The following is a 25725-nucleotide window of genomic DNA, read 5'->3' as shown; positions in this document are numbered from 1 at the left end:
CAAAGCTGTGTTTTAGAAAACTGTGTTCTAAGAAAGACAAAGCCGCTGAGATTATCAGCGGCTTTGTTGTATTTTCTATCGGGCTGTTTGCAGATTAGTTTGTGGCCTGTGGACGAGGCTTACGACGCTGACCTGATGGTTTGTTTCCTGCAGGTTTAGCATTGTTTGGCTTGCGGTTACCAGACGGTTTACCAGCGTTGCCACTCTTATTACCGTTTGGTTTATTTCCATTCGGTTTATTACCATTTGGCTTATTGCCGTTAGATTTACGGTCATCTGGTTTACTGTTTGCACGACTTTGGCCTTCACGGTTGCCTTTAGGCTTGCCTGCACCGCCTTGGTTGGTGCTGTTTTTGTTGCCGTTGCTACCACCGTTGAAGCGACGTTTGGGTTTGTTTGCACCATTGCCTGCTTTCTTTTCGGCTGCTGGGGCATTTTCACTTGCAGCATTTGGCGCTTTTGGTTTTTTCGGCTTCTTAGGTTTTTTCGGTTTGATTGGGCGCGTATCCAGTTTAGATTCTGGCACCACATTGGTTGGCGCAAAACCTTCCAACTTTTTACGTGGTAGTACTTCTTGAATCAAACGTTCAATCGCAAACAATTCAGATGCTTCTAGCGCACACACCAGTGAAATCGCTTTACCTACTTCGCCCGCGCGGCCAGTACGACCAATACGGTGAACGTAGTCTTCTGCCACTTTCGGTAGCTCAAAGTTCACCACTTGCGGTAATTGCGGAATATCGATACCGCGCGCAGCAATGTCCGTCGCGACCAACACACGAATTTCACCCGATTTAAAATCCGCCAGTGCTTTGGTACGCGCGCCTTGGCTCTTGTTGCCGTGGATGGCAGCAGCCGGTAGATTTTGTTCGATCAGGAACTTCGCCAGACGGTTTGCGCCGTGTTTCGTTTTCGTAAACACCAGCACTTGCTTCCAATCGCCGTCTTTGATCAATTTAACCAACATCGGTGCTTTCTTCTTCACGTCTGCTGGGTAGATGCTTTGCTCAACCGTTCTCGCCGTCGAGTTTGCCGGGTTAACGGAAATCTCAACCGGGTTGTTCACCAAGCCTTTCGCAAGGTCGCGGATTTCATCCGAGAAAGTTGCAGAGAAAAGTAGGTTCTGACGCTGTTTAGGTAGCAGAGCTAGGATCTTACGAATGTCACGGATAAAGCCCATATCTAGCATGCGGTCTGCTTCGTCCAGTACTAGCACTTCCAGTTGGTCGAACTTCACTGCATTTTGGTTGTACAAATCCATCAGGCGGCCTGGTGTCGCGACCAACACATCCGCACCTTTGCGAAGACGCTGCATTTGCGGGTTGATCTTCACACCACCAAAAACAACCGCACTGCTTAGTGGAAGATGACGGCCGTACATAAATACGTTTTCTTGCACCTGAGCTGCAAGCTCACGTGTTGGCGTCAGGATAAGTGCACGAACTTGGTTAGCACGAACGCGAGGGCCGTTCGATAAACGCTCAAGAATCGGTAGCGTAAAGCCTGCAGTTTTACCTGTACCAGTCTGCGCTGCTGCCATTACGTCTTTCCCTTCCAAAATAGCAGGAATTGCTTTTGCCTGAATTGGCGAAGGGGTGTCGTAGCCTTTCTCTTGAATAGCTTTAAGGATTGGAGCAGATAGACCTAACGAGGTAAAACCCATATGTATGATTCTCAATTGTAGAGTTAGATAACAACGCGCCGAAAACAAATCGGTGCGAAAAGTGCGACATTCTGAGGCTTTTACGCGCAGGCTTCAACTAATTCCGTCATGGATAAATATTTGAACTGGATCTCATTTCTTTTTGGCAGGCAAAACTGATAACTGGTTTGGTCGATCGATTGAATGGTTTTACGTTGGCGATGCCCATTCTTACATCGCTATCACGGTATGCAGTTTTAGTTTATCGAATGATGTTCGGAGTGTGGGGGAGGATTGCTCCTTTCATTACTCCGCTTTTGCATGCGTTAAAAACGCACTCGTCAATTGCTGAAAGAGCGAATCTACCGATGGGCGGTCGGATATATGATGGAAGAGCGGTGTGTGGACATCACCACGAATATCATCGCTGTGACCGCAGAGCTGATTACACATTCGTACTGGTTCGACAATCTTCTCGACGTCGGCATCAATCAGAATGCATGCTTGTGATAACACCACTTGCCCACCGCCTTTTTTCAGTAAAACGCGCTGCGCGGTTCCCACGACTTTTTGCCCGCCAATGTTGAGGTTGTACTCGCCATCGCAGTAGGAATAAGGCGTAGCATGAACATCCACTTTCACGCCGAGCTGTTTAAAGAAAACCGTTAATATCGCACATAAATCGAGATACGCTTTTTTGATGTTGTAAGGCTCGCCTTCTGGCCAGTGGTAAATGTGGGATAGATTGATAATACCTGGCACCTGAGGGACTGGGGCACCACCGGTTTTACGAGAAAAGAGCTTCCAGCCAGACGTATTTAACGCATGTTCTAACTCATTAGACACTGGCCATTTCTTACCCGCGGGAAGCACGAGCGTTGGACTTTTTACTTGCCAAAGCAATAGCACTTGCGAGAGTTGGTTGGACTGAACTTGTTTAATGAGCTCATCTTCTTTGTCAAATGCATCAGCGACTTCCGTAGCTGTGTAGCGAATTAGCTTATTTTTAGCAACCAAACTCTATCCCTCGCGGCTATTTAATCATTACTGTTGTATCTCAGATACAGCTTTATTGCTAGGTCTGTGATTATTAGGTTTTTGCTCGCTAGCTGCATGATCACCTTTTGGATCTTTTCCGTTGTCCATTAATTCTACTTGAACACGCGATAAAAAGTTTTTGCTAGTCATCACATCAGCCATTCATAAAATCTGCCATCTATGAAAAATTTTGGCGATAATAAGTATGAAAAAGCGAGTGATGACTCTCGCGTTAGCGGCATCATTAACGGGATGTGTGACGTTCCCAACTCAAGAATCTGAGCAAGTACAGGTGCTTTGGGACAATGTGAATGCGATTGAAAACTGTGAACTAATGGGTACCGTGATCGGCTCAGAAGGACACTTTTACGACTACTGGCTTCACGCCGATAAAGACATGGTTTGGGGGACGCTAAACCAAATGCGCATCAAGGCGGCGGATTTAGGCGCAGATACCTTGTACTTGTATCAACCGTTGAGCTTTTCTACGTCAGTGACGATGTTTGCAAATGCTTACAAGTGCAAACAGTAGCTATTGGCTTGATCATAATTGTAAGACAGGCGCTGCTCGCCTGTCTTTGATGCGTTCTACAAATACTGACTACTTTACGTTAATTAACGTTTGCTGTCGCCACCGCTGATGTATCAGAAAACGACAATGTAAAGTCTCGCTCGGTATTAAGCACTTTGGCTGGAAACTCTAAGCTCAACTGCGTATGTGGCGCGACTTCTGAAGCAATGCTAGTAACGAATTTTCGGGTTTCTCCAGGAGAGATCGATATGTCACTTCCACCTTGTGATGAGAGCTCAGCGATACCCATTGTTTCAAGTGTGTTACCTGCAGTATCCGCCAGGTGTAGTAAAGATTCTGACTTGTAGATTAATTCTCCACTTTCTGTGCGATATGCATTAAACGTGTTGAAATTTGGTTGTAATGATCCTTGTGAACCAATGTTAGTAACGGAAAATGTCACATTAGCGCCATCAAAGTTCTCGACTCTTACGAGTACGTTACCGTCTTGGTAACGAGCGGCTGCTGCCGCGGTTGCTTGTTGTTTCTGCCGCTGTTTCTCTTTTTCAATGTCGCTTAACTGTTTCTGCTCATTAGCGATTCGATTCTTTGCCATGGAGTACGACTGATCGACCATTGCTATTAAAGCGGGGATTGAATACAAAGTGAGGCCTTCCAAATGGTCAAAGTCGATTTTGGCATGTTGAGTACGTTTATGATTAGAAAATTGGCAGTAACCATCAATCAAACTGATGAAAGCCACTTCAAAAGTGCCCTGTAATCGGCTTACTTCCTGTGCTGCTTTCTCTAGATTTGAGCGGACTTTCCGAATCTCTTCCAAACTCTTTTGTGAAAGACGACCGTTTGGCGATACGTCGTTAGAAACCGAAACCAGTTCTTCGGTCACAAATGGATTGTTTTCGGCTGGAATCACCGTAGTTATACGGTTGGATTTGGTGATGTCTTCGCCCAATAAAACCATCATTTTTTGCGATGCGGCGGTTGTGTTGCCCGCTAATACGTCACTACAGTTTGGCGACGTATTGGCATACACGGCGAATGCGGTAAAAAGTGAAAGTGTAACGGACCAGCCGATGGTGACGAGTCCTGTCGTGGTTCGAGTATTCATCCTGATAACCCCTCTGTCATTTGGTGCGATTCACTGACGTAATTGCCAATCAAAAGATTGGCTCGCGACATTCAGAATGGTTCTGGTCAACCCTTCGTAGTGGGTATGCCCACAGATGCTTTTTTAGTCGTTTATCAACCGCTAAGCCACGATTGATAAAGTGTCTGAAATTGAGAGCATTAACGCTGCGAAGTTGATGTCTTTGACTGAAAGATAGACGTAACTTTTCCAACCATCAAATACGTGATTGAGTTCTCATTTTTATATGAGTGAGAGGTTCAAGAGAAAACAGGCACTTACTGTAGAGAGTTGATTTGAAGGAAAAATATAAATTTTTTTGGGGAACTTTTTTGATGCTGCCTTTGAGACTTTTTTGAATCTCAAAGGCAGGTTCTTACACTCGTGTTCAATTACAACGTGTTGAGGACATCCGCGAGTCGAGAGACAGCTGTCGTCAGTTCTTCTGGTGTAGCATTGGTAAAGTTAAGACGCAGAGCGGCTTTTACCTTTGAACCTTCTGGATAAAAGACCGGGCTCGGCACTACAGCAACCCAGTTTGCGAGAAGGTTTTTCGCCAGTTCGAAGGTGTCGCATTCTGGAATCTCGACCCAAACGAACATACCACCATCGACGGGTTTGAGTACGCAACTTTCTGGCAGCTGTTTTTGCAGTTCAGCAAACATGACATCGTAACGTGATTTGTAAAGCGCACAGATGGTTGAAATGTGCGTTTCGAAGTTGTCATGTTGCAGTAGACCATGCAGCAAAGCTTGCATAGGAATACTAGAGTGCAGATCGGCACCTTGTTTAATTTTGATGAGTGGCTCAAGGTAGCTGTTTTTGCCCGTAACTACACCAATACGCAAGCCTGGTGAAGCTATTTTGGAGAAAGAGCGCAATACGATGGAGTGCTGTGGGCAGAAGTCCGAAACTAGCGGCAGTGCTTCACCAGAAAAACGCAGCTCGCGGTATGGTGCGTCTTCAATGAATGCCACGTCGTATTGTATACAAAGCTCGGCAACTTTTTGGCGAGTCTCTAGCGCCCAGCACACGCCCGTTGGGTTGTGAAAATCGGGCACGGCATAGAACATTTTCGGTTGCTGTGTAGCAAAGCATTGTTCAAGTTCTTCAAGGTTTGGACCACACTCGGTTTGTGAAACAGTCACGATGTTGGCTTGCACTAGACCGAATACTTGCATAGCACCAAGGTAGCTCGGTGCTTCCATTACCACTTTATCGCCCGGATTCACGTACGCACGCGCAATCAAATCTAGCCCTTGCTGAGAGCCCGTTGTGATCATCGCCAAATGAGATTCTGGCAGCTGGTAATAATCGGTCAAAAAATTAAGTAGCGGTGCGTAGCCTGCTGTTGCGCCATATTGAAACACCTCTGGCATATTCGCGAGGTTTTCTAGCGTCGGTTTCATTAAGTCGATCGGGAAGGTTTTTTCGTCCGGTAAGCCACCTGCAAGAGAAATGACGTTCTTATCGCTTGCTGCTGCGAGGATCTCTCGGATGTAGGATGACTTAGTTTGTTGTAATGACTGTGCGATTTCCATGTGCTGTGCTTCTCGTAATTGTCTTTTTTTATGTCAGAAATAGTATAGGTAAATTGCCAAGCTTGGTGTGTCCATTTATGCTGTTAAATATGTCCATTTATGCTATTTAAGCGAAAGTTTACTCCGTGAGCCATCAACAAGTTTCCAGAATCAATGACGTGCTGTTTTACATTCACCAGGACATTAGCAGAGATTTATCGGCTAAAGAGCTAGCAGATGTAGCAGCCTATTCTGAACAGCACTTCCATCGTATTTTTAAAGATGTGGTAGGGGAGTCTGTCCATCAATATATCCGTCGCACAAGAATGGAATACGCCGCCAATCAACTGATGTTTGATACCAGCTCATCGGTGTTAGACATTGCTAACAAGTGCGGCTTTAGCTCGGTATCTTCTTTTAGCCGAGCGTTTAAAGCAACGTTCGCTATGTCTCCTGGTGCGTGGCGAAAGCATGATTTACAAGTCGCAGAAAAGCCGTATCTAAAAGATCCGGAAGTGGCTGCGGGTTATCATCGGGTTGCGAAACGCGAGTTGCCAGAACCTAAAATTATGGAGGTTCCACAACGCTTTGCGGCTTATGTGCGGCATGAGGGTTATAGCCGTTCCATTCGCAATGCGTGGCTGATTTTGAAGGCGTGGGCAAGCTCTGAGAATCGGGACTTTTCGGTTCAATACGGTTTGCATCACTCCAACCCCGCTTGGGTCGAGCTCGATAAGTGTCGCTATGTGGCTTGTATGGCGATTGATAAGCCGCTTAAAGTACGCGGTGTCGTGAATCAAATGACGATTCCGGGTGGTTTGCATGCTGTTTTTCGCTTAACAGGGGTATATGGAGAGCTTCTTCCTCAATTGAGTATGGTGTTAGAGAAGTGGTTGCCGAATTCAGGCTTTAAGCAGCGTTCTACTCCCGCTTATGTTCACTATCATAAAAACCATTTCCTCAGCCATGATGAGGCGTTTGAGCTGGACTTCTATCTGCCCATCAGCTTTTTCTAACTGGAGTATTTATTTACTATCCGTAAGGAAGAAAATGCTAAGCTCTATATGGTGATTTTTTACAAATAATTGAAAATTAAATGAACATCGATCATGTAAAGCTATTTGTCCGTTTGGCTTCGACACACAACATCAGCATGGCTGGTCAGGAGCTTGGACTTTCTCCTGCTGTCGCTAGCGCACACATCAATAAACTTGAGGACAGCTTAGGAGTTCGTTTAGTTCATCGCACCACACGCAAAGTTTCCTTAACTGAAGAGGGGCAGGCATTTTTACCTCACGCGGAGGAGGTCCTTGCAACAGTGGAGGCAGCAAGGGGAGCTGTTGGCTCAGGGCAGAGCGCGCCAACGGGAGTATTACGTATAACCGCCTCTGCAACTTTTGGTCGCTTGCATATTGTGCCCGCATTAAAAGGTTTTATGGCGCGTTACCCAGGGTTAACCGTGGACTGCCGATTTTCTGATTCCATTATTGATCTGGTTGAGGGAGGTTTCGATGTCGCCATTCGTGTCGCTGAGTTGAAAGATTCTTCATTGGTCGCAAGAAAGCTTGCGCCAGATCGTCGTATTATCGTTGCATCACCAGATTATATTGAACAATTTGGGAGACCTAACAAGCCCCAAGACTTGACGAATCATCAATGTATTAACTTAGTTGGAATGAATAATTGGTCATTCAATACAAAAGATGGAATGGTCAATGTAAGAACTTCTGGTCGTTTTAAAACTGATAATGGTGATGCGATGAGAGACGCGACGGTAAACGGGTTAGGTATTTCTATCAACTCGGTTTGGAGTGTTTATCAAGAATTACAAAGTGGTCAGCTAGTGGAAGTACTCGAAGATCACCCTTTAGCGATGGATGCTGGGATTTGGGCTGTGTACCCAAGCTCTCGTTTAATTGCGCCTAAGGTGCGTGCCTTTATTGATTACTTTGCTGAATACTATGGCACGCCACCTTATTGGGAGTTTGCGGAAAAGTGATAATAAGTTTCAATTATCGAATACATTGTTTTTAAGGTCCGAATAAAAACGAACCTCAAGATAATTCTTAATTGTTATTAATAGAGTTTGCTTAGGATTAATTCAATACTATCAATTATCTGCTGTGTTTTGCTTTGATCTAATGCATCAGGGTGTGGGGGCGCGAATGCTTCAATGTCATTATCGAAGTACATACCATGCGCTTGAGCAAACTCTTCTGATAGCGCAGCGCGAGTTAGAATATCTGCTCCTAAGCGGATATCACCACCAGCAACCCCATAAGCATCTTTAACCATCTTACTACCTAGGAATGATTTTGGGTTTACTGATACCAACATAGGGCCAGTGTTCTTAAGCTTTAGTCCGATTGCTCGTGACCACATCGTTAATGCCAATTTGCTTTGGGCATATGCTTCGCCATCTGACAATGGTTTATTACCGACTAAAGCGCTAGTGTTTACTGTTGTTTGTGCAGCTGAAGACAAATTAACCACACGACCCGTATCACCGAGCAACGGCAATAGCTCTCTAGTGAGTAAGTAGGGAGCAATGGTGTTGACTGCGAAGCGTACATCAAGACCCTCTTTAGTTCTTGGATTTGGTGTTGCGTACACACCAGCATTGTTAATGATGACGTCTAAACGATTGAACCGTTCTGTTATCTCCATCACTATCTGTTTTACCGCATTGGGAGAGGATAAATCAGCAACAAGGCTTTCAACTTTACCACTTTTCATCTCCCTCAAACTTTGCTCAACTTGTTGAATTTTCTCTATATTCCGGCCATGGATTATTACGTGTTGTTCACGGTTAATTAACATTTTCGCGGTTTCTAAACCAATACCGTCAGTAGATCCAGTAACTAGAATTGTCTTTCGCATGATCGCTCTCATTGTTGAGGGTTATTATAGAACGATCATAGTGGCATCTTTTGCATTCGACTATTGAGACTAAAAAGAAAACACTTTCTAGGAAAAATTGAAAATAACTTTGTTGTTCTTTTTGTGGACGGTGCGACGAATTAACGTCTCATTAGATGCTACGGTTATACATGTGGTGCTCAAAAATTAGGCACTGTTTTGTACTCAAATAATAGCCAAGAGGTCTCTATGTTAGGTGAAAATCACTCATTAACTCATGAATTCCCAGAACATTTGGATACCATTACTCAGCTTACCGAAAACGATGCATCATTTGCTGAAACCGTTAAAAACTACAATGCTTTAGATAAGGAAATCCGCGTACTAGAACTTCAAGGAAGCCCGATTGATGATCACGAAATGAACGTGTTAAAACATAACCGGGCTGAGCTCAAAGACTGGCTCCACTCGCGAATAATGGGTTCTTAGTGACGAAATGATCATCGGCTCGTAAATTGCGGGCCGATTTTAGTTCCAATGGACGATGCCAAGTGTGCAAACATTAGGAGTGCTGAGCAGGAGCTTGGAGCGGCAGGTGACCAGTTTTTACCCAAATGATCGTTTCTTGCTCTACAAAAGGAAAATGCTCGCTCATATGTGGGCTTCGAATCCAAGAGAGAGCGGGATAGGTACCTAGCTCGTCTCTAAACTCTCCTGACAATACGAAAATTTCTTCACCACCAAAGTGACGGTGTGGTTGAAACTTCTCACCTTTTGGCCATTTAACCAACTCGACATGTTCGTGCTCAAAATTATGCAGCGGCATGACTTGCAACCCACCGACACCACTCTGCCAGCTCGCTTGGTTTGTATTAATGCGAACTGTTTCAAGATCCTCAGATTCGAACTGATTTAGTTTAACTAAAATCACACAGCCTTCTTCGCTAAATGGTGCGTGTTGACTTCCTGGAGGGTTACGAAGGTAAGTGCCGGCAGGGTAGTCACCGTATTCGTCAGAGAATACCCCCTCGAGCACCAATATTTCTTCTCCTTGAGGGTGAGGATGAGTTGAAAACTGCGAATTTGGCTCGTACTTAACGACGCTGGTGGTATGCCCTGATTCTTCGGCTTCTCGTTCCAAAGGTTTGCGCCACACACCTTTGGAAGGGCTGGCGATCCATTCCTGTTGAGCAGTATCTATCACGATTCTTTTTGAAAAATCCATATTCAACATATTGAAATTCCGTTACTTATTTAATTACTAATTCTCATTAGTATACGTATAAAAAACATCAATTGATTCATTTGTTGATAGCCCAATTCATGGATTGAGTACGAACATGAAATCGGAGCCTAATTTAAATTTCCGCTTGTGTAATGAGAATTGTTATATTATAACATCGAAAAATTAAATGTTATAACATAACAAAAAGGAAAAAGTAGTGAATAAGAAATTGGTGTCTCTCGTGATCGGTAGCATTTTTGCATCCCCTGTTTTTGCCGACACACTATCGAACCCACAGATTGGTGTTGTTGTTGATGGCTACTACCAAGATGGCCAACGTCATAATTCTGAGCGCGAAGAAGGCTTTGGTCTAGGCCATACGGAATTAAACTTCTCATCAAATATCGACGACAAGTTTTACGGCGCATTGACCGCGGTTCTTGAAAGTCATGGTGATGATACAGAATTAGAGCTTGAAGAGGCATTCATCGAAACTTTGGCATTGCCATATGGTGTAAATGTGCGCGCTGGCCGATTCCTATCTGACTTTGGTTACCTGAATAACCAACACATGCACACCGATAGCTTTGTTGAGCGTCCAATTGCTTATCGTACTTTCCTTGGCTCGCACTACTACGATGATGGTGTACGTGCAAACATCGTGTTGCCAACCGACCTTTACGTAAAACTTGGTGTAGAAGCGCTCAGTGGTAGCAAAATGTCTTCTGTTGAAGATGGTTCTGAAGTTGGCGTGTACACCACGACGCTGAAGCTTGGTAGTGACTTCTCCGAATCTTCAAGTTGGCAGTTTGGTTTAAGTTACCTGCGTAACGAAAACGGCAAGGTTAAAGAATTCGAAGATCACGACCACGGTCATGAAGAAGAGCATGAGCACGATCACCATCATGGCGCAGCAGTGACAGGTGCGAACCTTTACGGTGCTGATTTTGTTTGGAAATGGGCACCAGACGGTAATTACAAATACAGCAACTTCACGCTATCGGCTGAATACATGCTGTTAGACGGTGTGGTAGACAGCAAATATAAAAACGATGCAGAGTCACCAGACAACTTAAGCGCTTACTATGTTTCGGGTGTTTATCGCTTCAACCCAAGCTGGTCAGCAGGTCTACGTTACGGCGAAGCAGAAAGCTACGATGGTCATGCACACGGCGACCACATGCATTTCACTGAGCTGAATGATAAAGAAATGGATGCGATGATCGCATGGGATTCTTCTCATTTCGGTACTATCCGTGCGCAATACACTCGCATTGATAACCAAGACAGCGAGACAGACAACGTGTTCACTCTGCAATACGTGATGACATTTGGAGCGCACGGTGCTCATGCGTTCTAAGCTGACATTGAATAAATGCAGTTTGGTGATGATGGCAGCAGGAGCTGCCATCATCTCTTCGCCTGCTTTGGCTCTAAACATTTTCGTTTGTGAGCCAGAATGGAAAGCCTTTCTTGAAAGCCACGCGCCAGATGCCAGTATTTATTCAGCGACAACGGCTAAGCAAGACCCACATTACGTACAAGCTCGTCCTTCTTTGATTGCGAAGATGCGCCAAGCGGACATGGCAATGTGCTCGGGTGCAGAACTAGAAGTGGGGTGGTTACCTATGCTGCAAGTTCGTAGCAGCAATGCGGCGGTGCAAAATGGTGCGCCGAGCATGATCTACGCGACGGACTTCGTGCGCATGTTAGATACTCATGCTCACGTTGACCGTAGCATGGGAGATATACACGCTCACGGTAACCCACATGTTCAATTTGCGGCAAATGACATGATTCCATTATCTCGTAAAGTCACGGATCGCCTAAAAGCGATTGATCCCGACAACGCACAAAGTTACCAAGTGAATGGTATGAAGTTTCGTGCTCATTGGCGTAAAAAGCTTAAAGAATGGAATGAGAAAGGGGCTGCTTTAAAGGGTAAGCAAGTTGTCGGTTATCACGCGACGTATCGTTATTTGTACGATTGGCTCGGAATGAAGCAGATTGCCGATCTCGAACCTAAACCGGGCATTTCACCGACCACATCTCACCTGCAATCACTTACCAAGTTAGATGCTGACAGTTTTGATGCGATTGTTTACTCCTCTCATCAGGATCAGCGTCCAGCGAACTGGTTGCAAGATCATACTGACAAACCTGTGATTCAACTGCCATTGACCGTTTCTGAGGGTGAAAACTTGGATGAGATGTACGATCAGGTCATTGATGATTTACTGGATGTGTTAGTGCCGCCCGTTCCTGTGAAGATCTGAGCCATGGCTGATTATGCATGGCTTTTACCTGCGGTTTTGTGTGGTTTAATTGCGTTAGTTGGCAACATCGTTCTGGGGCAACAAGTTCTTAATCGTCAGATCATCTTTATAGATTTGGCGGTGGCGCAAGTCGCGGCATTGGGGGCAGCACTTAGCCACTACTGGTTGAGCCAATACGCGCTGTTCTCAGGCTCATTCTTTGGCGAAATGATTGGCCCTTGGGTGATGTCTTTGATGCTTTGCGGTTTGATCGCCCTTATGGAGAAACGATACCAGCAGCATTTAGAGCCCATGATTGGCAGCTTGTTTGTCGTGTCTGCATCGCTGGCAATCCTGCTGGTGAGCAAAGACCCACACGGCGGAGACTTTATTCAAGGCATTCTTAATGGGCAACTGTTATGGGCGACTTGGGCAGACGTCTGGCCTTTGGCACTCATTACCGCTGCGATGTTGCTATTGGTTTGGTTAAAACCTGCGTTTATGCGCGGTAGTGGTTTTTATCTGATCTTTGCTATTCTGATGCCCATTACGGTCAAGTTAACCGGCATTTATTTAGAATTTGCTTTGTTGGTGATTCCAGCTTTATGTGCGGCAGCATTGAAGGGAACTCGATTCTTTGTCGCCAGTATCAGCATTGGTATTGTTGGGATCTTATCGGGTATTGCCGCATCGGCTCGCTATGACTTACCGAGTGGTGCGAGTATTGTGATCACCCTGTTTATTGCTGGCATGTTGTTTAATCTCTTGCTTCAGCCTTTTCTGGTGAAAATAACAAAACCAGCTTTTGTAAGAGATTAAGAGACAAGTAATATTGGTCTGATGAAGTAGTATTTGATTAATCAGACCAATACTTTTCTATCCAAGTCCTCCAATCGTGTAACTTTGCGCCTTTCAACACACTTTCTTACGTTGATCTTGCCATAGTCATCAAGTTGCCTTGATTAGTTCACATTCGACTCCCAGACTGTTTCTATAGTTTTTATAAGATATAAAAGACCCTGCGTATGAGAAGCGCAGCTGTAACGCGACTAGGCATAAAAACAAAAAACGCTAGGGATACAAGCGAATTTGTAATCTCAACATTTAAGGAAGACCAAGATGAAACCGGAAAAAGTAGCAGTAGTCACTGGTGCGGCTCGTGGTATTGGCCAAGCTATTTGTGAGCAATTACTGGAGGATGGATTCCACGTAATCGGGCTAGACATATCGCCCGTGGAATGGAGCCAGTCGGCGCAGCTAAGCAGTTATCAAGTCAACTTGTGTGATGCCGAAGCTGTCAGTGAAGTGGTAGAAAGTGTTGTAGAGCAGCACGGAAGAATCGATGCTCTGGTTAACAACGCGGGCATCACTCGAGATGCACTGTTGCCAGACATGTTAGAGCAAGACTGGGACAGCGTGATCGACGTGAACCTAAAAGCGGTGTTCTTACTCACCCAACGTGTTGCTCCTGTCATGCTAGAGCAGGGCACAGGCAGTATTGTTAGCATTTCTTCTATAGTGGGAACTGATGGTAATATCGGCCAGAGCAACTACGGCGCAAGTAAAGGCGGCGTCATCTCAATGAGCAAAGGCTGGGCGAAAGAACTTTCAAGAAAGGGTGCACAGATACGCGTCAACTGTGTCGCGCCAGGCTTTATCGCCACCGACATGACCAAGAACCTGCCAGAGAAAGTCATTCAAATGATGGAAGGCAAAACCCCATTAGGGCGCATGGGCTCAGTTCAAGATATTGCCAATGGCGTCTCTTTCCTAACCTCAGACAAGAGCGCCTACATCACAGGCCAAGTGCTCAAGATTGACGGTGGGTTGGTATTATAGCTCGTTAATCAAAACCCAAAATAAAAACGCCTTTTACTTATATGAAGGGCGTTTTTGTTTGAGGAACCCGACTTATGTGAGTACTACTAATAGAAAGCTTCGATTTCGCTTCGAGTTGAGTTTTTGAAGCAAAAGGCCAATACGTTTGAATAGCGTCGGGCGTCTCCTCTTAAACACTGCATTCCCTAAAGCACAGTATTCCCAAAAGAAAAGCCCACCGAAAAGCGGGCTTTGCTCTCTTTTAGTAACGAGAAGAATAACTAGTAGCTCGCTTGAATGCTGACACCGCTATAGTTTGAGTAACCTTGAATCATGACGTGATAACGTCCACTTTGTGTCGCACTGACCGTACATGTTTCATTGTTACCGTATTTGAAAGGTCGGCAGTCCCATGCATTCAGTGCTGGTTTTGCTCCAAAACGGAGATACAAATCCGCATCACCACTTCCACCATACATTTGTACGGTTAAACGCTGCCCAGCTTCTACATCAACATAGTAATACGCTACTTGACCAGTTGAACCACTTAAACCACTTACTGGCACGCCCGAGGTTAATTTGCCTTCTGGGTCCGGTGTTGGGTCTGGGCCACCGCAGTCTTGGCCACAATCTGCATCCGTTAAGCTATAAAGTAGCTTGTTCACGCTGCCTCTTGTGTCCGTCACTTTTCCGCTAGTTGCGCGGCTAACGATCAAGGCCTCTACTTGGCTTGGAGACAGTGAACTGTTTTCTTGAAGATACAATGCTGCTACACCCGCCACATGTGGCGTCGCCATCGAAGTGCCACTAATGGTTTTGTAGCCACCGTCATACCATGCAGATTTGATTTGTGAACCTGGCGCAAATACATCCACACAACTGCCCCAGTTTGAAAAACTCGAACGTACGTCCGTGTTGGTGGTCGAGCCGACAGTTACTCCGGAAGCAACGCGTGCTGGAGAATAGTTACATGCATCGGCGTTGGAGTTACCTGCTGCAAGCATAAAGCTGACACCTGACTGAACCGCACTTTGCACCGCACTATCCAGAGCGACGGATTGGCCGCCGCCTAAACTCATGTTGGCGACTGAAGGTCCGGAAGCGTTCGCAGCCACCCAGTCCACACCGGCAATAACACCAGAAGTAGAACCCGATCCAGTACAGCTCAATACTCTCACGCCGACAAGGTTGACGTTTTTCGCAACACCATACAAGCTGCCGCCAATGGTGCCAGCTACGTGTGTGCCGTGTCCATTACAGTCACTTGCATCTGCATCGTTATCGACAAAGTCATACCCTGAAACTGAGCGACCACCGAACTCAACATGCGCGTTATTCACACCAGTATCGATAACATAAGCCGTTACCCCAGTCCCATCAAAGTTGGCACTGTAGTTGTTATCGAGTGGCAAGTTTCGTTGGTCGATTCGGTCTAGTCCCCAAATGGCATTGGTTTGATTTGCGTCTGCCGAGACTATTGGGTCAAGCGATAGGATTCTGTCTTGCTCAATGTAGTCCACACGAGGATCAGAACGCAGATCTTTTAGTTGCTCAGGACTCAAGTTAGCGACAAATCCACTTATCGAGTGGTCAAAAACCGACTCCACTTGTATCGAATACAAACCAGACATGCGGTCTACGGATTGTTGCGTGAATTGCTCGAATTCCGTTGAATTGCTCACCATCATTTGCGGCTGTTGAAATACCACAATATAGCGATCTGCAATGGCGATGTCGTCCGGTGCAAGCATCAAAGTGGCAGGCAATGTGTCGGGAGCTTGTTGTAACTCTGTACTGTCCGCAATCTCATTGGGTTGCGAAAAAGCGAGAGAAGAATGAAAACAGAGCGCGGAGGTGATACAACAACTTAGTAGTTTCTTTAACATAAAATGTTCCTTGAAATCATAGTCTTGTTGATTTTTACCTAGTACCAAACTGTCAACACGAAAACACAGACAATCAGCGTAGTGCGTGCTGAAGTGACGTTACACAAGTCAAACTAGACAATGAGCAATCATATGCATAACTGGTAATAATTCGCATACTCAGAAACATGATCAATAACCAAGCTTTATTGAAATTGAAATGCAAAGATTCATTTATACTTAGAGCAAAATCCCTAAAATAGAATAATTCTACACACCTGACATATTGCCTGTTATATGACTTCATCTTACCGATAATTTACGCAATAAAAACCTAACTATCCTTTTATTGGTCATAACTCAAATCGGTTGATAGATGTTAATATAGCCACCTGATTTCTGATGTTTTTAACTCATGGTTACTATCCAAGTTCAATATCGTTTCTGTAATAAAACAGAGCCCGTTCGTGAACATGGAAAAGGGCATTCTGGCTCTCCTCGCTCCAGATGTATCGAGTGTCGAAAGAGCTTTAACTCGATTACGTTTACGAAGCCCGCAAGCCAGATGTAAAAGAAAAAACTGTTGATATGTCAATGAATAGCTCTGGCGTTAGGGAAACAGTACAAGTGTTGAATGTCGTATACAACACAGTATTGAGTACTTTAAAAAATCTCGCCAAGGTAAGTAACCTCAATGCCTTTCGATAAAGCAAATATAAGACTAATTTGTAAACTTGAAAGGCTAGCTGTATTGGTTGAGGTATATGAGGAAAACACTTCCCCATTTAAGAACTGAAACACACTTTTGCCCCTTTTCGTGTTAGCACGGAAACTGTCCTGCTACCAGACTTGTGTTTCAATTGTGCCTTGTAGTATCGAAAACACTTACCACAAACTCTAGAGATTTATGTACTATACCACCTACTGGAAGCTTGATGGGTGGTATTGACGTGAACTTATCTCAAATTGATCTGAATTTGCTCTTTGTTTTAAAGCACTTGCTCGAAGAGAAGCATGTATCTAACACCGCTATGGCTTTAAATATGAGCCAGTCTGCGGTAAGTCGAGCACTGCAAAAAATGAGAGTTTTCTTTAATGACGAATTACTGGTGCGCAAGAAATACGGCTATGAACTGACTCCAAAAGCAGAGTCAGTAAGGCAAGACATCAATAATGTGATTACCAGTTTAGAAAAACTTGCCCATAGAGACTCGTTTGATCCGAGCACTGTATCAAGCACCGTTAAGGTTTACGGCCTTCTTCCTCAGATTAATACCTTAATGCCTAAGGTTATCGCTAAGATTCGGCAAGAGGCTCCAAACCTTAAGGTCAGTTTGGACTCAGCACCAAAACGTCATTTTGATGCGTTGGTGGCTGGAGATGTTCATTTCGCACTTTCCTCTCATCAACCGCCAAGCTCTGAGCAAAATATCTATCGAATGGTTGTTGCTAAGCGTACTTTCCGTTTGCTTATGAGCCGCTATCATCCACTGGCCGATTTAGAGCTAACTCCAGAGCGTTTGGCCGAATTTGACTTTGGACAAGTCTCTTTGCAGGGTGAGAAGCGATTGTCGTTTGAGCATAAATACCAAGAGCTAGGGTTAGCGAACAAAAAAAAGCGTTTATCAGCGCCAGTGCAACTGAATAACTTTAGTTCTGCTCCAAGTATCGCTGCGGAGACTGAGATTATATTTCATCTACCGACACCTTTTGCAGAGGCAGCTTGTCAAGACCCTCGCTTGATCGTTCGAGAAGTACCTGCCGAGCTACAGTTGGACTTTCAAGAAGTCTTCCTATATTGGCACAAACGCTTTAACGATGATCCTATGTGTGAATGGGTACGAGAGATCTTTAAACAGCTCTATGTTGGAACCGATACTTTAGCTTAAATGCTTATATCGGGTAATTCGTGGTTAACTATTCGTATATTGGATAGTGATATTCTCTTTTCTCGATAGTGATTAACTTGTCAGTGATTATGATAATCAGGTTTAATTGATAATAATTATTAAATGCAATTACATTTTAAGCCTATTCAATATGAAGCCTCTTTTCACATACTTTCTATTTTCTACATCAGTTGTTTCTGCTTGTATTACTGTACCTATGGTCGTTGTTGCAAATGACCAGTTACCTGAGACTGGTATCAATACAACAGCAATGGAAACCGTAGTGGTTACAGCCTCTGGTTACGAACAGAATGTCACAGAAGCGCCAGCAACAATAAGTGTTCTCACCCGAGAGCAACTTGAAAATCGCTCATATAAAGATTTGACTGATGCTTTAAGTGATATACCTGGGGTAACCGTTACAGGAGGTGGTGATGGCCAAGATATCTCAATTCGAGGTATGCCTGCTCAATATACGGCCATTCTTGTTGATGGCAGGAAGCAGTCTGGTCGAGAAACTCAAACTAATGGTAGTACGTTTACTGAACAAGACTGGCTTCCCCCGTTGAGTGCAATTGAACGTATTGAAGTTGTACGTGGCCCTATGTCAACCCTTTATGGGTCTGATGCTTTGGGGGGTGTGATTAATATTATTACGCGTAAAAATTATCAAGAGTGGCACGGAAGCTTGCGTGCAGAAACGACGCTTCAAGAAAATTCAAAATCTGGAAATAGCTATCAAGGGCAGCTTTACCTTGCTGGCCCTGTCATTGATGGTCTGTTGAGTACTTCTTTGACTGGACTGTATCAGGAAAGAAAAGAAGATGAAATTGAAGGTGGTTATGCAGGTAAGACACTCGACAACTATCGAGCTTCTTTGTACCTCACACCTACCTCGGATGACACTTTTACTCTGGAGTTCACCAATCATAACCAAGAGCGAGAGACCACTCTAGGTAAATCAGTGGAGCGAGAGTCTCAAGTTGCAGTACGAGAATATGAACGCCAATCTATTGGTTTTAGCCACGACGGAAACTACTCTTGGGGTACAAGTTCTTCATTTATCAGTAATGAAACAGTAAAAAATATCGGTGCAGATAAAGAAGTCGAGAATAGTCAAATTAATACGCAATGGGGTCTGCCTCTTAATGCTCACTACTTAACACTGGGCGCATCTTTCGAGCAAAAGGATCTGACTGATAATAAACTGTCATTGACCTCTAAAAACAAGCAATGGGCAGTATTTGCTGAGGACGAGTGGTATCTCACGGATACATTCGCTCTCACCCTTGGTTTACGTTACGACGACAATGAGATCTTTGACGGGCAATTTAGCCCAAGAGCTTACGGGGTCTGGTCTATTGACCCTAGTTGGACGCTAAAAGGTGGTGTGTCTACGGGTTATCGAGCACCTAGTTTGACACAAATGGACGAAGAGTGGGTTCAAGAGAGCTGTAGAGGGCGTTGTTCTATTTACGGTAATCCAGACTTAACAGCAGAAACCTCCATCAATACAGAGATGGGACTGTATTACGTTAATGAGCGAGACCTTTCTGCAAACATTACTTTGTTTTACAGCGACTTCAAAGACAAGATCGAAAGTGAGTTTGTCGATCCGACGTGTACTGATAGCAGAAGTTGCGACCGCACTTACGTCAACATTGATGATGCGAACAGCTATGGTGCAGAAAGTTCCGTATCTAAGGGTATTACAGAGTCAATTACACTAAGTGCAACCTACTCGTATACTCGTAGTGAAAAGAACACTAATGACGATGATGATGGCTTGCCTCTTGTACAAGCACCTGAACATATCTTCTCACTTAATGGTGATTGGGCAGTGCGTGATGATGTTGCTTCATGGGCCCGCATGAACTATCAAGGCAAAGAGAAAAACAACATCACTAGTGATAGCACAAGAACGTTGGCACCTTCTATTACTTACGTGGATCTCGGTGTGAACTGGCGTGTAACTAAGAATGTGAAGTTAATGGCAGCGGTTTATAACTTGTTCGATGAGCAAATCACAGAGGAAGAGTTTGGCTACATTGAAGATGGCCGACGCTACTGGTTAGCTGCTGAAGCGACTTTCTAATCTACTTACTTTTTTAAGCGAATAACAAAACAATGAATACGAAAATTAAGTCTGCGATGACCTCTCTGCTACTTATGCCCTTTGTCTGTTTGGCTGGGGAGTTCAATGTAGAGAAGGATATCTTGTTCAAAACTGTAGGTGAAAGAGAGATTAAACTCGATCTTTATACTCCTTCGGTTGAATCAAATACTCAGTACCCGTTATTAGTCTGGGTACATGGTGGTGCATGGAAACGTGGGAGCAAAGACGCCATCCCAGAAAAGAACCCATTATTACTTCAGTCTGTGTTGAATGAAGGTTATGCGCTAGCTTCAGTTGATTATCGTTTAAGTGGAGAAGCGATCTTTCCTCAACCAGTACAAGACATTAATGATGCACTGAACTATTTGTACGACAATGCTGAAAAGCTCGGTATTAAAGCGGACAATGTTGTGATAATGGGACGCTCTGCTGGCGGGCACCTCGCTGGCTTTATTGGTGCGACTAACTCGGCATACAACCAAGTAGATTTCTATGAGCCACCAAAGTACAAGGTCTCAGCCGTAGTAAGCTTTTTTGGCCCTACCGATTTACTTGAGTTAAGTAATAAAGGTGGCAAGAAAACCAGCAAAAAATCGTCTGTATCTCGTTTCTTAGGAGATATTCCAAACAATATTCCAAAGCTTGCCAAGAAAGCATCAACGACGAGTTATGTGAATGAAAATACTCCACCATATATACAGTTACACGGCACCTTGGATAAGCGAGTGCCTCTATCTCAAAGTGAGATACTTAAGGCTAAGCTTGATGAGCATGGAGTTACCAACCAACTTTTCATTGAAGAAGGTGTAGGACACAGTGCACCTGTCTTTGATACCGAGAAGTACGTTACTCATGTTTTGGACTTCTTAAATAAACACTTTCCGAACTAACGCTCTAGTCAATATAAGGCTTAAAAGTTCAAGGGGAAATACTGAGCCAACTGTGATTACAGTTGGCTTTTTCATGTATCTCTATTGGGCATTTTATCATTCTGATTAATGGGAGCGGCTGGCCCATTTTCAGGCAGTGGTTGAATAAATCTATGACTACTTTAGGGTATGTATTCTAACGTACTTCTGTCCAAAAAAGTGTTTCGTTAGCTTGAATTAGAACAACAAAGCGCTCTTCACAGAAAATGAAGGTCGTTTATCTCGTCTTAACAGCCTTTCAAGTTGTTTGAAATGAGGTATCGAGATCCGCTTCGCTCTTAGTTACGTTCAACCTTAGCTGCTACTTTTCATCAACAAATAGAGATGAGTTACCATCAAGTAGCATAGGGAAGCGAGTGAGCACTATTCTCTCAAATGAACACTAAACCCCTTCTTTGTAGCCTGTCACCTTCAAACTACTTCCTCTAGCGCTAACAATTAATTCAAATGTGCGCTGGTTAATGATTTTTCTGTAAGTAACACAATTGAACGTGATAGAAGTAACAAAATGGCCTCTTAACGGTAACGTTCCCGAAAAGTTTATATATTATCGCCCTCATTGATACAAGTGGTAGATACGCTCTGAGTACGAGCGCTCTGAAATTCAGACTTTAGATGGGTATTTAAAGTCACCATAAGTTTGCAATTTTACTTGGGAACGTTTGCAAATAACCTAAGTATAAATTTACGTGAGACTATGGAAATGAAACTACACACTTTGACGATGGCAGTAGCGCTTGGGCTGGTTACAGCACCTGCATTCGCAACAACAGATGTTGACGCTCTTGAAAAGCGAATTAATGAATTAGAACAGAGGCTTGAACAGACAGAAAAAGTATCCACAGAAGCAAATGAGAAAGCCTCAAGCTTTGAGTTTCATGGCTACGCTCGTTCCGGGCTGCTCATTAATGACGATCTGAATGGTGCAGTGGGCACTGGTCCTTACATGACGGCAGCTGGTGCTATTGGCGCTCCAGTTGGGCGATTAGGGGTAGAGGATGATCATTATGTGGAAGCAAACCTTATTCACAAACGTTTTGCAGATGATGGTTCCAGCGCATTGTTCCGAATCATGTTGGCAGATAGTACGGAAACCAATAACGAATGGACGGCGAGCGAGAGTCAATTAAACGTTCGTCAGGTATATGCTGAGCTAAACAAGTTGAGCATGTTCTCTGAATCAAGTGCGTTTGCTGACGCGACGTTTTGGGCTGGTAAACGATTTGACCGTGATAACTTTGACATTCACTTCTTTGACTCGGATATTGTTTTCTTATCTGGCACTGGTGCTGGTGTGTATGACGTCCAAATGAGCGAATCATGGAAAGCAAACTTCTCGATCTATGGTCGTGATTTTGGTGAGATTGATAGCTCGTCAACGGATGTTGAAAACTATATCGCGACAATGAACAACCGTTTTGGTAATTGGCAATTGATGCTGAGCGGCATGACGTCTGCTGATAACAATGATCGCGTAGAAGGTGCAGCAGACAAAGGTTTACATGCGATGTTTGCCTACCATGGCGATAACTTCTTTGGCATGAGTGAAGGCTTCTCTAAAACTGGTATTTTGATGGGTGATGGACTGGGTGCAGAACTTAAAGGCATTGGTTCAAACGGTGATTTGCTAGAAGACGCAAAAGCCGTACGTTTGTTCAGTTATGGTGTAACACGCATCGGCGACAACTGGCGTGTAGCACCTGCGTTGCTAGCAGAACATAGCCAAGATCGCTTTGCTAAAAATGATGAATTTACTTGGGCATCGTTCAACATCCGCTTAGCGCAAGAGTTTACGCAGAACTTTGAGATGGTTTATGAAGGCTCATACCAATACATGGACCTAGACAATGCGATTGATAAAGCAAGTGGCAGTTTTTACAAAGCGACAATTGCACCAACGCTTAAGATGTCTACCGCTGCAGGTTTCTTTGACCGTCCGGAGCTACGTTTTGCAGTTAGCTACGTTGATTGGAGCGAAGACTTGAATGGCTACTCGATTAGCCAGGATGCGGGTGCTGCAACGATGGGTGATGGTGGTGAAGTTCTGTTTGCACTGCAAATGGAAACTTGGTTCTAAAGGGATCTAACCGACAAAGAGTAATAAGAAAAGCGCCAACTGATTTCAGTTGGCGCTTTTTCATTAACAGGACTGACGCTCAATTGTTTTGAAGGTTAGTACCATCTTACTCATTTCAAAACTTCTGTTGGCAATTCTATCTAGTAGCAGTTTCGCACCATTTTCACCCGCTTTATCAAATGCATAGTTAAATGTTGATAAGGTTGGGGTGCACACTGATGCGAGCTCATCATCACCAACTCCTAGCACTAAAACGTCTTTACCCGGTGTTAACCCGAGCTCTTGAATCGCTCTCATCGCACCGATAGCAATACGGTCTGTCGCACAGAACAAGCCATCTAGCTTAGGGTTCTTTGTTAAGTGTTGTTTTGCCAATGAATAGCCAGAATCGATGGTAAAGTCACCACGAGCATGGAAGGCGATCTCAAAACCATGATGCTGTAGCGCTTGAACAAATCCTTCAGAGCGTTGCTTATCTACCGCGATATCGTCACCTTGCACACCAATAAAACCCATGGTTTGGCAACCTTTTGCAACCAGTCTATTTCCCGCTTCAAACCCTACTCGTGCGTCATCATGAATGATGCTTGGAATATTAAACATGGACCCATCTTGACCGACGAGCACAACCGGGACGGCTGAGTTTTGAATTGCTCTTACCAGCTTGGAATCGAGGTGGGTGGCGTAAAGAATGATCCCTTCAACCCGTTTTTGGTTAAAGATCTGAATGTATTCCAGTTCTTTTTCGTGGGCTTGGTGAGTGCTAGCAAGTAAGACATGTTTCCCGGCTTTTTCAAGGACATCGGTTAATCCATCGACACCTTGGGATGTGGCATGAGAGGAAACCCGAGGAACAATGACACCAACCAGATTGGTCTTTTGAGATTTTAGATCTTTAGCGACTTGGTTCGGCACATAGCCACACTCCGCTACTGCTTGGCGGACTTTCAGTTTTGTCGCTTCTTTTACGCCATATTCATCGTTTATAACCCGTGACACTGTTGATTTTGATACGCCAGCCAGACGGGCGACATCATGTAGACTCGCCATTGTTCCTATCCATTCTGTTTTTCGTTTTTGGGATTGTTTGCAAAGAGAAGATGAAAAGCTCTTTGATAAGTAGCGATTCTAACCTCCTATACTGCTCTTAGGGAGAGAATTTGACGATCATTCTCACATTCTCTCTGCTTTATCTTTGATCATTTGGTTTTATTGAGCAAAAATCTATTTTGCAAACGTTCCCGAAAATTTCGCAAGCTCAGATAATAATCCAATGGGGTATGAAATGAATTATCCGGCAGTAGCAAAAGAGTTGTTAACTCTATTAGGTGGTAAAAGCAACATCACCGCACTTGCGCATTGTGCGACACGCTTACGCCTTGCCGTTGCAGATGAGCAAAAAATAGATGAACAAGCGATTGATAGCCTTGAAGGAGTAAAAGGGCAGTTCAAAGTTGCGGGTCAGTACCAAATCATTTTTGGATCTGGCATCGTAAACCAAGTTTATGCAGAAATGGCGAAGTTGACGGGGATGAATGAAATGTCCACCAACGACGTTGCGTCTGCTGGCGCAGAGAAACAAAACATTGTTCAGCGCGCGGTGAAAGGGCTGTCTGATATTTTCGTCCCAATCATTCCCGCAATCGTCGCTGGTGGTTTGTTGATGGGTATCTATAACTTATTGACTGCTCAAGGCTTGTTCATTGATGGCAAATCTTTGATTGATGCCAACCCAGGACTGACAGACTTGGCGAACATGATCAACACGTTTGCGAACGCGCCGTTTGTTTACCTGCCTATTCTGCTGGCATTTTCAGCCAGTAAGAAGTTTGGCGGTAACCCATATTTAGGGGCGGCGCTAGGTATGTTGATGGTTCACCCTGACTTGCTGAATGGTTGGGGATTCGGCGGCGCATCTGTGTCTGGCAACATTCCGGTTTGGAATATTCTTGGCTTTGAAATCCAAAAAGTGGGTTACCAAGGTTCGGTGTTACCGGTTTTGGTATCGGCATTCATTCTTGCGAAGGTTGAGCTAGGCTTACGTAAAGTCATACCTTCTGTTTTAGACAACCTTTTAACGCCATTACTGGCGATTTTCATAGCGGGTTTGCTGACGTTTACTGTCGTCGGTCCGTTCACGCGTGATATCGGTTTCCTATTGGGTGATGGTCTGAACTGGCTATACAACACTGCTGGCTTTGTTGGTGGTGCGGTATTTGGTCTTATTTATGCTCCGTTTGTTATTACTGGTATGCATCACAGCTTCATTGCGATTGAAACTCAACTTCTTGCGGATATTGCGACGACGGGCGGCACCTTTATCTTTCCTATTGCGGCGATGTCTAACGTTTCTCAAGGAGCGGCAGCGTTGGCGGTGGGCGTGATGAGCAAAGATAAGAAGATGAAAGGTATTGCGATTCCATCGGGTGTTACGGGTTTGCTGGGTATTACAGAGCCAGCCATGTTTGGTGTTAATCTAAAACTACGTTACCCATTTATTGCGGCAGTTTGCGCTGCGGCGTTATCGAGCGCGTTCATTACAATGTTTAATGTGAAAGCTCAGGCATTGGGTGCAGCAGGTCTTCCAGGCATCATTTCTATTACGCCAGAGAAGATTGGGTACTACATCGCGGGTATGGTGATCGCGTTCTTGACCGCATTTGTTCTCACCATTGTTCTTGGTATGCGTGACCGCGCTAAAGCCGGTAGAAAAGCAGCGGCTTAATCTGAACTCCTTAAGGGTGGAGTCCCCCAAAATCCACTTCTTTTCCTAAATGTTTGGGGTGCTAGCCAAGCACTAATGGCTTGGCTAGCCTTTTTCAATTTTTACTTGG

At 44.4% G+C, this 25725-nt stretch carries 22 protein-coding genes and 2 pseudogenes; 15 read left to right on the top strand and 9 right to left on the bottom strand.

Going from position 1 to position 25725, the window contains the following annotated elements; translation table 11 throughout:
• Positions 1-94: 94 nt before the first annotated feature.
• Complete coding sequence (locus R7035_RS04870) at positions 95-1663, bottom strand: DEAD/DEAH box helicase (protein ID WP_318116781.1); 1569 nt, start codon at positions 1661-1663, stop codon at positions 95-97.
• 148 nt (positions 1664-1811) lie between these two features.
• On the opposite strand from R7035_RS04870, the pseudogene R7035_RS04865 reads away from it, so the two are divergent.
• Positions 1812-1889: pseudogene (locus R7035_RS04865) on the top strand (VOC family protein); the annotation flags it as partial.
• Between the two features lie 59 nt (positions 1890-1948).
• Here R7035_RS04865 and R7035_RS04860 read toward each other — a convergent pair.
• Entirely contained in the window at positions 1949-2659 is a 711-nt protein-coding gene (locus tag R7035_RS04860; protein WP_053349299.1) for a biotin/lipoate A/B protein ligase family protein, read from the bottom strand.
• 27 nt (positions 2660-2686) lie between these two features.
• Positions 2687-2842: a hypothetical protein gene (locus R7035_RS04855; protein WP_196358484.1), complete on the bottom strand. Its 156-nt coding sequence runs from the start codon at positions 2840-2842 to the stop codon at positions 2687-2689.
• A gap of 43 nt (positions 2843-2885) precedes the next feature.
• Here R7035_RS04855 and R7035_RS04850 point away from each other — a divergent pair, with 43 nt between their 5' ends.
• Positions 2886-3212, top strand: a complete 327-nt coding sequence (locus tag R7035_RS04850) for a DUF4156 domain-containing protein (RefSeq protein WP_025767966.1) — start codon at positions 2886-2888, stop codon at positions 3210-3212.
• Positions 3213-3291: 79 nt separating this feature from the next.
• On the opposite strand, the gene R7035_RS04845 is transcribed toward R7035_RS04850, so the two are convergent.
• Complete coding sequence (locus R7035_RS04845; RefSeq protein ID WP_053304579.1) at positions 3292-4320, bottom strand: hypothetical protein; 1029 nt, start codon at positions 4318-4320, stop codon at positions 3292-3294.
• A gap of 410 nt (positions 4321-4730) precedes the next feature.
• Positions 4731-5879: a PLP-dependent aminotransferase family protein gene (locus tag R7035_RS04840; protein ID WP_206949421.1), complete on the bottom strand. Its 1149-nt coding sequence runs from the start codon at positions 5877-5879 to the stop codon at positions 4731-4733.
• A 125-nt stretch (positions 5880-6004) separates the two neighbouring features.
• Between R7035_RS04840 and R7035_RS04835 the strand changes: the two genes are divergently transcribed.
• Both R7035_RS04835 and R7035_RS04830 read left to right on the top strand, forming a co-directional pair.
• Positions 6005-6874: a GyrI-like domain-containing protein gene (locus tag R7035_RS04835; RefSeq protein WP_005387011.1), complete on the top strand. Its 870-nt coding sequence runs from the start codon at positions 6005-6007 to the stop codon at positions 6872-6874.
• An 80-nt stretch (positions 6875-6954) separates the two neighbouring features.
• On the top strand, positions 6955-7857 hold the full coding sequence (locus R7035_RS04830) for a LysR family transcriptional regulator (RefSeq protein ID WP_017633593.1): 903 nt from the start codon (positions 6955-6957) through the stop codon (positions 7855-7857).
• A 77-nt stretch (positions 7858-7934) separates the two neighbouring features.
• Here R7035_RS04830 and R7035_RS04825 read toward each other — a convergent pair whose 3' ends face one another.
• On the bottom strand, positions 7935-8738 hold the full coding sequence (locus tag R7035_RS04825; RefSeq protein WP_170896902.1) for an SDR family NAD(P)-dependent oxidoreductase: 804 nt from the start codon (positions 8736-8738) through the stop codon (positions 7935-7937).
• A 228-nt stretch (positions 8739-8966) separates the two neighbouring features.
• On the opposite strand from R7035_RS04825, the gene R7035_RS04820 reads away from it, so the two are divergent.
• The gene (locus tag R7035_RS04820) at positions 8967-9206 is read left to right on the top strand and encodes a YdcH family protein (protein WP_005373737.1); all 240 of its coding nucleotides are present in this window, start codon (positions 8967-8969) and stop codon (positions 9204-9206) included.
• 73 nt (positions 9207-9279) lie between these two features.
• On the opposite strand, the gene R7035_RS04815 is transcribed toward R7035_RS04820, so the two are convergent.
• On the bottom strand, positions 9280-9951 hold the full coding sequence (locus R7035_RS04815; protein ID WP_262651514.1) for a cupin domain-containing protein: 672 nt from the start codon (positions 9949-9951) through the stop codon (positions 9280-9282).
• 208 nt (positions 9952-10159) lie between these two features.
• Here R7035_RS04815 and R7035_RS04810 point away from each other — a divergent pair, with 208 nt between their 5' ends.
• The 4 genes from R7035_RS04810 to fabG all read left to right on the top strand — a co-directional run bounded on the left by R7035_RS04810 (position 10160) and on the right by fabG (position 14036).
• Positions 10160-11302 carry a hypothetical protein gene (locus R7035_RS04810; protein ID WP_171345897.1) on the top strand — a complete coding sequence of 381 codons (1143 nt, stop codon included), beginning with the start codon at positions 10160-10162 and terminating at the stop codon, positions 11300-11302.
• Positions 11292-12218, top strand: coding sequence for a metal ABC transporter solute-binding protein, Zn/Mn family (locus tag R7035_RS04805; RefSeq protein WP_171342629.1), 927 nt, complete (start codon positions 11292-11294; stop codon positions 12216-12218). Before R7035_RS04810 ends, R7035_RS04805 begins: the two co-directional genes overlap by 11 nt.
• Before the next feature lie 3 nt (positions 12219-12221).
• A complete protein-coding gene (locus tag R7035_RS04800) occupies positions 12222-13016 on the top strand; it encodes a metal ABC transporter permease (RefSeq protein ID WP_005373725.1) in 795 nt (264 codons plus the stop codon).
• Between the two features lie 300 nt (positions 13017-13316).
• On the top strand, positions 13317-14036 hold the full coding sequence (gene fabG / locus R7035_RS04795; RefSeq protein WP_017633598.1) for a 3-oxoacyl-ACP reductase FabG: 720 nt from the start codon (positions 13317-13319) through the stop codon (positions 14034-14036).
• A gap of 260 nt (positions 14037-14296) precedes the next feature.
• On the opposite strand, the gene R7035_RS04790 is transcribed toward fabG, so the two are convergent.
• Positions 14297-15901 carry a S8 family peptidase gene (locus tag R7035_RS04790; RefSeq protein WP_262651516.1) on the bottom strand — a complete coding sequence of 535 codons (1605 nt, stop codon included), beginning with the start codon at positions 15899-15901 and terminating at the stop codon, positions 14297-14299.
• Positions 15902-16295: 394 nt separating this feature from the next.
• On the opposite strand from R7035_RS04790, the pseudogene R7035_RS04785 reads away from it, so the two are divergent.
• The 5 genes and pseudogenes from R7035_RS04785 to R7035_RS04765 form a co-directional block, all read left to right on the top strand.
• Positions 16296-16619: pseudogene (locus tag R7035_RS04785) on the top strand (IS1-like element transposase); the annotation flags it as partial.
• A 196-nt stretch (positions 16620-16815) separates the two neighbouring features.
• A complete protein-coding gene (locus R7035_RS04780) occupies positions 16816-17769 on the top strand; it encodes a LysR family transcriptional regulator (protein WP_017819843.1) in 954 nt (317 codons plus the stop codon).
• A gap of 151 nt (positions 17770-17920) precedes the next feature.
• Positions 17921-19864 (top strand): TonB-dependent receptor domain-containing protein, encoded by a 1944-nt coding sequence (locus R7035_RS04775; protein ID WP_054574569.1) that lies wholly within the window; start codon positions 17921-17923, stop codon positions 19862-19864.
• Between the two features lie 32 nt (positions 19865-19896).
• Positions 19897-20775, top strand: a complete 879-nt coding sequence (locus R7035_RS04770) for an alpha/beta hydrolase (protein WP_017819845.1) — start codon at positions 19897-19899, stop codon at positions 20773-20775.
• Between the two features lie 742 nt (positions 20776-21517).
• Positions 21518-22891 (top strand): carbohydrate porin, encoded by a 1374-nt coding sequence (locus tag R7035_RS04765; RefSeq protein WP_054574597.1) that lies wholly within the window; start codon positions 21518-21520, stop codon positions 22889-22891.
• A 63-nt stretch (positions 22892-22954) separates the two neighbouring features.
• Here R7035_RS04765 and R7035_RS04760 read toward each other — a convergent pair whose 3' ends face one another.
• The gene (locus R7035_RS04760; protein ID WP_054574571.1) at positions 22955-23941 is read right to left on the bottom strand and encodes a LacI family DNA-binding transcriptional regulator; all 987 of its coding nucleotides are present in this window, start codon (positions 23939-23941) and stop codon (positions 22955-22957) included.
• Between the two features lie 235 nt (positions 23942-24176).
• Between R7035_RS04760 and R7035_RS04755 the strand changes: the two genes are divergently transcribed.
• Positions 24177-25616 carry a sucrose-specific PTS transporter subunit IIBC gene (locus R7035_RS04755; RefSeq protein ID WP_054574572.1) on the top strand — a complete coding sequence of 480 codons (1440 nt, stop codon included), beginning with the start codon at positions 24177-24179 and terminating at the stop codon, positions 25614-25616.
• The last annotated feature ends 109 nt before the right edge of the window (positions 25617-25725 follow it).

The sequence above is a fragment of the Vibrio sp. 1731 genome (assembly GCF_033339955.1).
GTDB lineage: Bacteria > Pseudomonadota > Gammaproteobacteria > Enterobacterales > Vibrionaceae > Vibrio > Vibrio alginolyticus.
Note: the sequence above shows the minus strand (reverse complement) of the source record. Positions and strands in the feature narration are given on the sequence as shown.